The organism is Aureispira sp. CCB-E, from assembly GCF_031326345.1.
GTDB lineage: Bacteria > Bacteroidota > Bacteroidia > Chitinophagales > Saprospiraceae > Aureispira.
The window spans coordinates 7,232,078-7,243,969 of the sequence record NZ_CP133671.1 but is presented as its reverse complement, the minus strand read 5'-3'; the positions used below and the strand labels follow the sequence as shown (position 1 = coordinate 7,243,969).

General features: G+C 34.7%; 8 protein-coding genes and 1 tRNA gene. 4 read left to right on the top strand and 5 right to left on the bottom strand.

What is annotated here, in order from left to right; translation table 11 throughout:
- Positions 1 to 239: 239 nt before the first annotated feature.
- Positions 240 to 698: a hypothetical protein gene (locus tag QP953_RS27935; RefSeq protein ID WP_052596950.1), complete on the bottom strand. Its 459-nt coding sequence runs from the start codon at positions 696 to 698 to the stop codon at positions 240 to 242.
- 336 nt (positions 699 to 1,034) lie between these two features.
- Here QP953_RS27935 and mfd point away from each other — a divergent pair, with 336 nt between their 5' ends.
- Positions 1,035 to 4,433: a transcription-repair coupling factor gene (mfd, locus tag QP953_RS27930; protein WP_052596952.1), complete on the top strand. Its 3,399-nt coding sequence runs from the start codon at positions 1,035 to 1,037 to the stop codon at positions 4,431 to 4,433.
- 29 nt (positions 4,434 to 4,462) lie between these two features.
- Here the strand turns inward: mfd and QP953_RS27925 are convergent, their stop codons facing one another.
- The 4 genes from QP953_RS27925 to QP953_RS27910 form a co-directional block, all read right to left on the bottom strand.
- Positions 4,463 to 6,889 carry a hypothetical protein gene (locus QP953_RS27925; RefSeq protein WP_309553583.1) on the bottom strand — a complete coding sequence of 809 codons (2,427 nt, stop codon included), beginning with the start codon at positions 6,887 to 6,889 and terminating at the stop codon, positions 4,463 to 4,465.
- 195 nt (positions 6,890 to 7,084) lie between these two features.
- Positions 7,085 to 7,157, bottom strand: a tRNA-Phe gene (locus tag QP953_RS27920).
- 78 nt (positions 7,158 to 7,235) lie between these two features.
- Positions 7,236 to 8,042 (bottom strand): hypothetical protein, encoded by an 807-nt coding sequence (locus tag QP953_RS27915; RefSeq protein WP_309553582.1) that lies wholly within the window; start codon positions 8,040 to 8,042, stop codon positions 7,236 to 7,238.
- 26 nt (positions 8,043 to 8,068) lie between these two features.
- Entirely contained in the window at positions 8,069 to 8,842 is a 774-nt protein-coding gene (locus QP953_RS27910) for a UDP-2,3-diacylglucosamine diphosphatase (RefSeq protein WP_052596960.1), read from the bottom strand.
- 457 nt (positions 8,843 to 9,299) lie between these two features.
- On the opposite strand from QP953_RS27910, the gene QP953_RS27905 reads away from it, so the two are divergent.
- From QP953_RS27905 to QP953_RS27895, 3 genes are all read left to right on the top strand, one after another.
- Positions 9,300 to 10,268 carry a hypothetical protein gene (locus QP953_RS27905; RefSeq protein ID WP_309553581.1) on the top strand — a complete coding sequence of 323 codons (969 nt, stop codon included), beginning with the start codon at positions 9,300 to 9,302 and terminating at the stop codon, positions 10,266 to 10,268.
- 237 nt (positions 10,269 to 10,505) lie between these two features.
- A complete protein-coding gene (locus QP953_RS27900) occupies positions 10,506 to 11,003 on the top strand; it encodes a hypothetical protein (RefSeq protein ID WP_052596965.1) in 498 nt (165 codons plus the stop codon).
- Between the two features lie 11 nt (positions 11,004 to 11,014).
- Positions 11,015 to 11,830 (top strand): 2,3,4,5-tetrahydropyridine-2,6-dicarboxylate N-succinyltransferase, encoded by an 816-nt coding sequence (locus tag QP953_RS27895; RefSeq protein ID WP_309553580.1) that lies wholly within the window; start codon positions 11,015 to 11,017, stop codon positions 11,828 to 11,830.
- Positions 11,831 to 11,892: the final 62 nt, after the last annotated feature.

Below are 11,892 nucleotides of genomic sequence, written 5' to 3'. Positions count from 1 at the left end.
TATTGTTTTTATACTAAATATTAAGTCCTGAAAGAGCTGTATTTTGTTGAGTATAAGTGTGGTAGATTTAAATTTTGTTATCCTTTGTGGCTACTGTGTTTTTGAGATAGTAAACTTCGTTAATACTTTTGGGATGTATGTGAAAGGAGGGGCAAAAACTTACTAGTTAAGTGATCGCTCATGATAGGATGTACGGACAATCGTATATAGTGCCTTTAATGATATAGAAATTCAATTAGTTAATCGCATTGGCACTGCCACTTTTGAACACCATCATGTTCTGAACAAGTACCTCTTCCTGTTGCATGACTCTTAAAACCATCGTTACAAATAGCTCCAACTCTATCCGATTGACTATCGTTTTCGTCACAGTCACACATAGGAGTATAATATTGATAATTCCATTCGGAGAGAAGGATGTGATAGGTTCCTATTGGAATGATGAAGAGAAATAAGAAAATCCAAACTAGTGAACGTTGATGATCAGAATCTATTTGTTGTTCAAACTTTCGTTCTATAGCAAACCAAGCTAAAATCAAAGGCAGAGCAACAATAAAGGCTATTCCATATTTGACCCCAAAAGAAGTGTACTGCCCAACATGTTGTACAATTATAAAACTAAGGACAAGAATAGTACTGAGTAACAAAATTTTAAACTTAGTTTTTAAATAATTGAATATTTTGATAAAGGGACTCATGTCAAGTAGTGTATTAAAATAAAAATAGATAGTTGGAACTTTAGAAAAAAGTCCAAAGACACATAAAATTTAATTTAAACTAATATTGCTTTTTGATTGGAGGTTTTTTTTGTGTAGAAAATCGAACAACGTTTATAATTCTAACCCTAGGAAATTCAAGTATTAAAAATACAAAATAACGAGCAAGGTTGACCATTTAAAATTAATAATTTTAGAATAGAACAAGCATAAAAGTAGAACAAGCATTGTTTTTTTGGTAGCTTAACTTCTTGCCTAGAACATGTTAAAGATAGAATTGTTATCTTTGCAATTCTTATCCAGAAATAATAAGCCAGTATGAATTTAGAGCAACTTTTTAAGCAATATACAACGGATTCTCGCAGTACCCAAATAGCCACTGCACTGAATCAAACAAAACGTCCAACTTTACAACTAAAAGGATTGGTAGGGGCGCAACCTGCCTTTGTAATATCTGCGATTAATCAAATGAGTCAAAAGCCTTTTTTAGTTATTGCCTCAGACAAAGAAGAAGCAGCGTATTGGCAGAATGACATTACTTCTTTGTTGCCTAAAAAAAGAGAAGCACTTTTTTTCCCAGACTCTTATCGCCGTCCAATGGGATTCGATAAACTAGATCGAACCAATGTTTTGCAACGAACAGAAACAGTAAGTAAGTTGGTTGAGCATCCTAATGCGCCTGCCGTTGTGGTTACTTATCCTGAAGCTTTATTTGAAAAAGTAGTAGCTCCTTCTAATTTAAAGGATGCAGCTATTGAAATTAAAGTAGGAACAGAATTGGATGTGCCTTTCTTAGTCGAAATACTGGTTGAATATGGCTTTTCAAGAGTTGATTTTGTGTATGAACCGGGGCAGTTTTCTGTGCGTGGAGGGATTATTGATATTTATTCTTATGGCAATGAGCATCCGTATCGAGTAGAGTTGTTTGATGTAGAGGTCGAGAGTATTCGAACGTTTGATCCAACCTCTCAATTATCTACGCGCAAGATTGCCTTTGTAACGATTGTGCCCAATGTGAATACAGAGTTTGAAGCCCAGCAAAAAGTTTCTTTATTGGAAGTGCTTCCCTCAGAAACGGCTGTTTGGGTAGCCAACGGGCAAATGTTATTGGATAAGTTGCAAATCTGTTTTGAAAAATCGTCAGAATTTAATTTAACAGAGGATGAAGTCGTGACTAAATCTCGAGAAGAAGAAGCATTGTTGCTCAAAGGTGCCGCATTTTTGTACCCACGAGAAGTTGTTGGAGCATTGCAGCAGTATTCTGTCTTAGAGTTGAGCAACGAGACGCTTTTGGAGCCAACAACAGTTATTAATTACAAAACAGCACCACAGCCAAGTTTTAATAAAAACTTTAAGGTGCTCATCCAGAATCTAACAGAAAATACAGAGAAAGGCATTACCAACTATATTTTTGCAGAGAACAGCAAGCAAATTGAGCGTTTCTATAGTATTTTTGAAGATATGGAGGTGCAGATCAATTGGCATGCAGTTCCCAATGCCATCCACCAAGGTTTTGTTGATCATCACTTAAAAGTTGCTGCTTATACCGATCATCAAATATTTGAACGCTACCATCGTTCTCGTTTGCGTCAAGGGTTCGACAAAAATACAGCCTTAAAAATAAAAGCACTTAGTGAGTTAAAACCTGGGGATTATGTGACGCATATTGACCATGGTGTAGGGCGTTATGGTGGATTAGAAAAAATTGAATTGCAAGGAAAAGAACAAGAGGCAGTTAAGTTGGTTTATAAGGATAATGACATTCTATATGTTGGTATTCAATCCCTACACAAAATCTCTAAATTTACAGGAAAAGAAGGGACTTCTCCTAGTATTCATAAATTGGGTTCCAATGCTTGGGCAAATACGAAGCGCAAGACCAAGAAGAAGATCAAAGAATTGGCTTTTGATTTGATTAAATTGTATGCCAAACGAAAGTCTACGCAAGGAATTGAGTTTCCTGCCGATAGCTATTTGCAAAATGAACTAGAGGCTTCTTTTATTTATGAAGATACCCCTGATCAAGCCAAAGCAACACAGGAAGTTAAAGAGGATATGATGAAACCTTATCCAATGGATCGCTTAATCTGTGGTGATGTTGGATTTGGTAAAACAGAAATTGCCGTTCGTGCTGCTTTTAAAGCTGTTGTTGCTGGCAAACAGGTTGCCGTTTTAGTTCCAACAACTATATTGGCTTTGCAGCATGCACAAACATTTCGAGAACGCCTCCGAAAGTTTGATGTAAAGGTAGAATATATCAATCGTTTTAGAACCTCTAAAGAGAAAACGGCTATTTATAAAGCCTTGGAAGCTGGTGATATTGATTTGTTAATTGGTACGCATGCCATCTTAAACAAAAAAGTCAAGTTTAAAGACTTGGGCTTGTTGATTGTAGATGAGGAGCAAAAGTTTGGTGTAGGGGCAAAAGAGAAACTGAGAAACATGCGTGTTAATGTAGATACATTAACCTTAACAGCAACACCTATTCCAAGAACATTGCAGTTTTCTTTGATGGCAGCTAGAGATTTGTCGGTTATCAATACGCCTCCACCTAATCGTCAACCTATCGAAACAGAAGTTCGAGTGTTTAGTGGCGATATGATAAAGGAAGCTATTGAGAATGAGGTCAATCGAGGTGGTCAAGTATTCTTTGTTCATAATAGAGTACAAAGTTTGGCGGATATGGCCTCTATGATAAAGCAATTGTGTCCGAATACAGATATTGCAATGGCACATGGCAAAATGGATGCGACAGCTTTGGAACAAACCCTGATGGATTTTATCAAAGGGTATTATGAGGTGTTGGTGTGTACCAATATTATTGAAACAGGATTGGATATTTCGAATGCTAATACCATTATTATTAATAATGCCCATCATTTTGGGTTAAGTGATTTGCATCAATTGCGTGGTCGGGTTGGGCGTTCTAACAAAAAAGCCTATTGCTATCTTTTAGCACCACCACTTTCTACATTGACTTCTGATGCAAGAAAACGACTGCAAGTAGTAGAGCAATTTTCGGAGCTGGGAAGCGGTTTTAATATTGCGATGAGAGACTTGGATATTCGGGGTGCAGGAAATATGTTGGGAGGAGAGCAAAGTGGTTTTGTTATGAATATGGGATATGAGACGTATCAAAAAATTCTAAATGAAGCGATCCAAGAGTTAAAGCAGACAGATTACAAGGATTTGTTCAAAGAAGAGTTAGAGCAAAAACGGGAGTTTGTACAAGATGTCAATATTGAATCTGATTTGGATTTAATGATTCCAGATGAGTATGTTGTCAGTATTCAAGAGCGATTGAGTTTGTATCAAGAGCTGAATAAAATAGAAAATGAAGCTGGTATTGCTAAGTTTAAAGCTATGTTGGAAGATCGGTTTGGGCAAATACCAAAAGCTGTCAACAATCTCTTTGAAGCTATTCGCATTCGTTGGAAAGCTAAGGGGCTAGGATTTGAACGAATTATGCTTAAAAATCGCAAGCTACGTTGCTATTTTTTGAGTGATCAACAGTCAAGCTTCTTTGATAGCGATTTCTTTGGAACTTTACTAGCTTACATTCAAAAAAAGAGCGATCATCGCTTCTTTTTGAAACAATCCACGCGTTATTTAATGTTGGTTTGTGAGAATGTCAAAAATTTTCAAGAAACCTACCAAATTTTGGAGCGTTTGGAGAAAGAGGTACTAGAGGTGGTTGAATTGAAGAAGGTGGAGTGATGGATGTCGATATGTTCGGAATAATAGAGTTATAGATAGGGAATATGAGAAATAGGGTTGCCTTTTAGTTTCCAATATAATTTGGAATAATTGTCTTTTCTATTGGTAATAGAAGGGTGTAAGACACTAATGTTATTGTTTCGCAAGTCAAAGTATTGTACAGATAATGTGTCAACAAAAGCAGGTAGTTCTGTAATAGAATTATTTTGTAGGGATAAATGGGTAAAAGAATGTTTGGAGATCGAAATTGGAAGCTGTGTAATTTGATTGTGTGAAGCTGCTAGATTTGAAAGATTGGTTGTTTTAAAAATACTGTCATCTAAAGAGTTTAACTTATTCTTTGATAAGTCTAGTTCCATAAGATTAGGGAATGTTAATGGCAATAATTCAAATGTAGAGAGGGCATTACTAGCAAGATTGAGGCTTCTTAAAACATTACTTGAAGGAATTTTTTTCGCCTCAAAATTTTTAATTTTATTAGATCGAAGGGATAATTCTCTTAACCCTTTTGCATGGAAAATATTATAGTTGATAATTTCAATGTGATTGTTGGATAAGTCAATCTTTTGAAGGCTACTTTGTGCGAGTATATCAGGGATTACCTTGATTTTATTTTGCTTGATTATCAATTCTTGTAGACCTTGATGGTTTAAGATTGATTTAGGAATTTCTTGCAATCTATTTCGCCCTATATTGAGGTACTTTAAATGTGGCAAATGTTCTACGAAACTCCAGTCTGTAATCGAACAACCTTCTAAATTGAGCCACTTTAGGTGGTGTAATGCTTGTAGGCAAGTAGGGTCAATAAGTTGGTTAGAGGAAAGATTGAGGCGTTCTAGTTTGGTCAATAGAGACAACTCTTTTCCAATCTCATATTTACAACCAGCCATATCCAATTGATTTAAGTGTTCTAAATGACTCAATGTTTTTAAAGAAGGATTGATTAAAATGCCAGTTGTTTTTTGCAGGTTAATACGAGTAAATTGATGGCATTCTTTGATTAGGAGAGGGAGAGATGTGTTGTATTCACCATTTAAAGAAAATGTTCCTCTGTAAATATCTTTAATAGTTGTATTCTCGCCAGCAATTAAAGCATGTAAAATTCTAAACGTCATTTCATCTAGTTCTACTTCATGATAAAATAGGCGGTCAATTTTATTTAGAGTACTACCAGAACGCCTAAGAGAAATTTTGGTGTTTTTGATATAATTATAAGTTGTACTAGAACCCAATTTTTTGAATAATTTCTCTGCTTTTTTGGCAATATTTTTATTGGGGTGTGCCATCATTAAAACAGCTAACATTGTTAACATTTTTTCGGTTGCACCACCTCCGTCAATAATTTCTAATGCTAATAAAATATTTTCGGTTTGATTACTAAGAATTAATTTTTGAACTTGAAGAGTAGAGTCTTCATTTTCCTTTTGACGTAACCATGGAGATTCTATTTCTATTAAAACCTCTTTTAGTTGATCTTCTGTAGCTATCTGTTGGGTTAATAAAAGTGCTTGGATGGCAAATTCTATAGATGTTTTTGGGTTAAACAAAACTATATCGTCCTTCATAAAGCCTTCTTTTGTTGTAAAAGATACACTTTGTAAAAGTTTTTTTGTCCTTTTCTTTAAGGAAGGAGATAGTTGGTGAGAAAGGTATATTGTTTGAAAAGGAGTTTCATTTTTTAGGAATGCTTTAAAGGGATTCTCAACAAGTTGATTTACTAAATTTAATTGGTTAGAGTAAACTGCAAATAAAATTTTGCGTTGAAGGGAACTAAAATTATGTGGATTCACTAAGTGTTGAAATTGCTTATTTAAAGGCTTGCTATTCCACCAAAGAGAGAAAGAGGCTTTTTTTAATAAGCCTATGGATAAGAAATCAGTATTTTTATGATATGCTTGTAGTCTGATTTTGGACAGATTATCTAAGGAAATAATTGAATCGCCAATCTGCTTAAAATCGAGTTCAAAATTGAAATAAACTTCTTTAAGAGATTTTGACTCAGCTATTAATTTAACTAAATCAAGATGAGCAATTTTTTTTCCAATTTTTGAATGTAACTGAAGATATTTTAATTGTCTTAACTCACTTATTGCTTGAGGGAGTTGTTTGCCCTTGAAGGTGTCTAATTTTAAGCCCTGAAGTTGCTTAAATTGGTAAAGCACTTCTGAAAGGTCTACTTTATACGCATTTAAGTGCAAGTTTTTGAGATGATGGGCATTGAGTAAAATGACATCAGGGAGCTGGTTTATCTTATTATTCGTAAATTGAATGCTTTGTCGAACAGTTAGTTTATTTAGACTATGTGGAAAAGACGCTATATTTTTGGCATCAATATTCAAAATATCAACAGCTGAAATATTTTCAAAAATATATTCGGGAAGTTCCGTTAATTTACCTTTGAAGTCATAAATGGAAATTTCATTGGGATTAATTTTAACATATTCATCGTAATTCATACCAAATGTTTTAATTGTTAGACACTTAATAGGAGATTTTTAAGGAGTGATTGTCTTATAGATTAGCTCATATAACAAGTTCTAATGTACAAATTAATAGTATTAAATGAGAAGAAGTGTATAGATAGAATCGAATCGAAATAGGTCATGAGTATACATAAAAAAAAGCATCCTGAACGAATTCAAGATGCTTTGTGGCCTCTGGCAGACTCGAACTGCCGACACACGGATTTTCAGTCCGATGCTCTACCAACTGAGCTAAGAAGCCAATACCTTTCCTTTGAAAGCGACACAAATATACGACATATCCTTTCAGTTTTCCAAATTTTTTCTCAAAAAAAGGAAATTATTTTTTCTTCAAAGCAACAATGTTTATTTTATTAGGGTATTTTATATATAAACGCTCTTGTGCAATACAGAGTTGCTCTAGTTTTTCGCTCAATATTGGTAATTTAATTTCTTTTGTTAAAAAAGATAAAAGATGATACGTTTTAAACTTTTTATGCTCAACATAGAAAATTTGCCCTTCGTAAACTTGAAAATAATCCAAATCAAGAATTTCAATTGTCTTGATATAGTTGCCAAAAATATCAAATACTAAGATGCCTATATTCGGAGAGTTGAGATATACCCTAGCATTTGCTTCGATTAATCGGTTGGGATCTATCCCTTCTGTTAACAGTAAACTCAAATCAGGGCTTTCGGCAATCACTTGATTTTGGCTGTCTACTTTTTTTAGGGTATAGGTATTGTTATCGAATATCCAGATATTGTTGTCAGAAGCAGTTCCTAACGCACGAACTTCTGGAATATCCAAATCAGATAAATCATGCCTTTGGATTTCGCTAAGGGTGCGATCTAAAAAAATGACGGTTGCATAATCATTGTAGTAGACCAAAATACGAAACGGGTTGCTAACATCAATATAAGAAATTTCACCAAGGCTATTTTCATTAAATTGGTACAGCAATTCTCCTTCTGGACTATACTTGAGTAAGGTATGGGCATTTTCAACCAAATACAATTGTTTCATTTTGTCAACTTCCATCCAGCGACTAGTTTTCGGAATACTCTTCAGTTCTTTGAAGGTATAATCCTGAGCATAGCCAATGGTTGAGTAACTAAAACATAGCAAAAAAAGTAGTATCGGCATGATGTACATATTTAACGTTATAGGAATTAACGAATGGTGGTTATCTTAAAAGAAGGATTCTCAAATGCTTTTAAATGCAGTTCTTGCCCATCAAATTCTGCATAGGTACATTGGTTGAACCATTCTCCTAAATTGATATAACGACTGTGCTGGTTGTCTAGTAAAATATCTAAGGGCAAATGTCGATGGCCAAAAATAAAGTAATCTATAAAGGGCAATTGTTTGATTTTATAATTAGCATATAGCAACAACCATTCCTTATCTTTTCCTAAAAAATACTCAGGCTCTATTTGTGCGGTACGACTAGCTGAAGACGAACGGTTGGCAATGCGCATGCCTATGTCAGGGTGCAGCCATCCAAAAAGCCATTGGCAGAATCGATTGGTAAAGATTTTTTTTAGTCGTTTGTAGCCATAATCTTCTGGACCTAAACCATCGCCGTGCCCTATGAAAAAATACTTGCCACCTAACTCCAACTGAATGGGGTGGTGGTGTACGGTTACTCCTAACTCATTGGGAAAGTAGTCAAACATCCAAATATCGTGATTACCAACAAAAAAGTGAATATCAATGCCCCGATCACTTAACTCAGCTATTTTTCCCAGTAGGCGAATGGCTCCTTTAGGAACAACTGTTTTATATTCAAACCAAAAATCAAAGATGTCTCCAACTAAAAAAATTGCTTTTGCATCATGCTCAATCCTATTTAGCCAACGTAAAATTTTTTGTTCTCGAAGTCTGCTTGCTTCGGGGGTTGGTACCCCAATGTGAAAATCGGACGCAAAATAAATTTTTTTCATAGTAGCTTCAAAGGCAAACTTTTTGGATGAAATAATGTTAGTTAGTATATGGAAAATGTATTACGTTTGCAATGTTTTGAGAAAGGTTTGATTCAATATTATTATTTAACAAGATAAAAATTGTAAAAATAATACTTTAGCGGTAATAAAAAGCCAATAATTGTCGTTAAGGAACAAATATCAAAAACAAACGTTAATGTTTCTTAAAAAAAAGAATTTATATCTAATGAGGATAGCAATTAGCTTCACTACTTAGTTCAATAAAATAAAAAATTGCTATCAGATGTATTTGCAAAATTACACGCAACTATCACAATCAAAATCAATAATTATAGATGCTTATAGGGAAGAGTATCTAATATTTTCTTAATAAAAAATTAGTATACAGAATCGCTTAAACAATAGTCAATTAGGTATTTTACTATAGTTTTTAATAGGAATTGTATATATTTGCGCTATGAAACTTAATAACCTTATTAAGTCGCAGAATATTAGTCTTTTATGGCTGTTTCTTGTGACAATGTTGACATTAGGAGTGGTTGTTCCATTGGATACAACTGCCAACTATTTTTTGTCTAGTCATGCTATAACAATTATGTTGTTGTTTCTAGGGACTGGATTTGTTGGGTTTGTACTTCGAAATAACACCATTATTTTTCCTAGTTTTTTGGCTTGTATTGTCCTTTGTACTTTTATAAAGGAATCGCTAACGCAAGAATTTACCTATTCGACCCCTACAGACGATATAGAGGTTCGGGTAGCACATCTAGTTTTAGATGACAAAGAAAGTATTACAGCTTTTGCACAGTCATTTTCGGGATTAGAGGCTGATTTTTTGTCCATACAAACGCCAATAGAACCTACATTAGAACTTCGATTAACACAGGAGTTGGGCAAGAAAATGCCTTACTGGAACAAAACAATTTGCAATAACAATACAGCCATGTTTATCTTTTCTAGTTATGAATTAAAAGATTTGGACACGGTTTATTATAATGGCAACCAAGCAGTGAGCTTAGTTGGATCAATGTTTATTGATAGTACACACGATCAAATTTCTTTTTTGAGTACGAGAGTTCCTGTAGACCGAGGTTTGCGCCAAGAAACAGAGAAACATCTTGAACGATTGAGTCAGTATATTAACAATAACTTCCAAGATAAACCGCTTTTGACGCTAAGTGGTACTAAATTGGCTTCTTGGACACCAGAATTGCAAGAGTTTAGAACAGCGCACCGTCTAAATGATAGTGAAATGGATCTGGAACTAAGAACTAGAGACGAACATATTTTCTATTCCAAAGATCTCGTTTGCACAGGGTTCTCAAATATTTTGGATGGAAACGGTGTTTTGGCAACTTATCAATTTAGAACGCCGAAAAAAACAGCATACAATTATAAAAATGATATAAAAGGGGCGGCACTGTAAAGAACAGCATGTCCTCTTTGGAAAGCCTGTTAGATATCTGGTCTAACAGGCTTTTTATTTATAATTGGCGGCATTAGCTATCAAAAAAAGCCGTATTATTGCAGGATAAATGATGTATTGAACTTTGGGGCTTTGGGTATTTTTAATCATGAAAAAGTGATATTGATTGATAATCAATTGAATAGGATGTAAGGTTGAAGGAGTCAAAATGTCGTAGAGTTTTAAAATAATAGAAATATGAAAAATATGCAGGTGGTCTCTTCTTCATGGACCTTAACCTTAAAGTTACTTTTGCCCACCTTTTGGTTTTGCTTTTTTGGTGGTTTAACCTTGGCTTTACTTTTTTATCCACTAGAAAATTTAAAGGAACCTTTTACTCCTACAACAGCTCGTTTGATGATGGTTTCCTTTGTTTTGTCAACCGCTGGAATTTACTACCTTGTGTTTTTGCCAATAAAATGGGTGGCAATGGATGCGGAACATCTTTATGTTTCTAACTTTATGAAATCGTATCAGTATACCTATGATAGTATTGCTAGAGTAGAAGAAAATCGCTTGTTGTTTTGGAATAAAGTTACCATTCATTTTCACCAACCGACTCAATTTGGAAAGACAATTGTTTTCTTTGGAAGCTACTATTGGTATTATTTTTTGAAAAAGCATCCAGAAGTTTTGCAACAATTGTTGCCCCAAGAAATACTTGAAAATTTAGAAAAAAATAAATCACAGGATTAAATTATCACACAATGAGTACATTAAGAGAATCAATAGAAGCCGCTTGGTTAGATCGAGGACTGTTGAAAGAGGCAGCAACACAAGCAAATATTCGTAAAGTATTAAATTTGTTAGACAAAGGGGAGCTTCGTGTCGCAGAACCGACAGAGGATGGATGGAAAGTCAATGAGTGGGTTAAAAAGGCTGTTGTTATGTATTTTCCTATTCAAAAAATGGAAACTATAGAGGTGCCACCTTTTGAGTTTCATGACAAAATTCCATTAAAGAAGAATTATGCAGAATTAGGGGTTAGAGTAGTGCCTCATGCGATAGCAAGACATGGCGCATTTGTAGCACCAGGTGTGATTATGATGCCAAGTTATGTGAATATTGGTGCATATGTAGATTCTGGAACAATGGTAGATACTTGGGCGACAGTTGGTTCTTGTGCTCAAATAGGCAAGAATGTGCACCTGAGTGGTGGTGTTGGAATTGGTGGCGTTTTAGAGCCTTTGCAAGCCGCACCTGTCATTGTTGAAGATAATTGTTTTATAGGATCACGATGTATTGTTGTAGAGGGCGTTCATATTGAAAAAGAGGCGGTTTTGGGAGCCAATGTCACGATTACTCAATCTACTAAAATTATTGATGTATCGGGAAGTGAACCTATTATATACAAAGGGCGTGTGCCTGCTCGTTCTGTTGTAATTCCTGGTAGTTACACTAAAAAATTCCCAGCAGGTGATTATCAAGTCTCTTGTGCTTTAATCATCGGACAAAGAAAAGAAAGTACCAATAAGAAAACTTCTCTAAATGATGCTTTAAGGGATTTTGACGTAGCTGTGTAGTAGAGCAAATAGATAAAAATGAAAGCGATTTCCAAACTTGTAGAGGGGATCGCTTTTTATTT

Coding starts and splice junctions, on each gene's coding strand:
- QP953_RS27900 (WP_052596965.1), top strand. CDS start 10,506: ATGAAAAATATGCAGGTGGTCTCTTCTTCATGGACCTTAACCTTAAAG.
- QP953_RS27915 (WP_309553582.1), bottom strand. CDS start 8,042: ATGCCGATACTACTTTTTTTGCTATGTTTTAGTTACTCAACCATTGGC.
- mfd (WP_052596952.1), top strand. CDS start 1,035: ATGAATTTAGAGCAACTTTTTAAGCAATATACAACGGATTCTCGCAGT.
- QP953_RS27905 (WP_309553581.1), top strand. CDS start 9,300: ATGAAACTTAATAACCTTATTAAGTCGCAGAATATTAGTCTTTTATGG.
- QP953_RS27910 (WP_052596960.1), bottom strand. CDS start 8,842: ATGAAAAAAATTTATTTTGCGTCCGATTTTCACATTGGGGTACCAACC.
- QP953_RS27895 (WP_309553580.1), top strand. CDS start 11,015: ATGAGTACATTAAGAGAATCAATAGAAGCCGCTTGGTTAGATCGAGGA.
- QP953_RS27925 (WP_309553583.1), bottom strand. CDS start 6,889: ATGAATTACGATGAATATGTTAAAATTAATCCCAATGAAATTTCCATT.
- QP953_RS27935 (WP_052596950.1), bottom strand. CDS start 698: ATGAGTCCCTTTATCAAAATATTCAATTATTTAAAAACTAAGTTTAAA.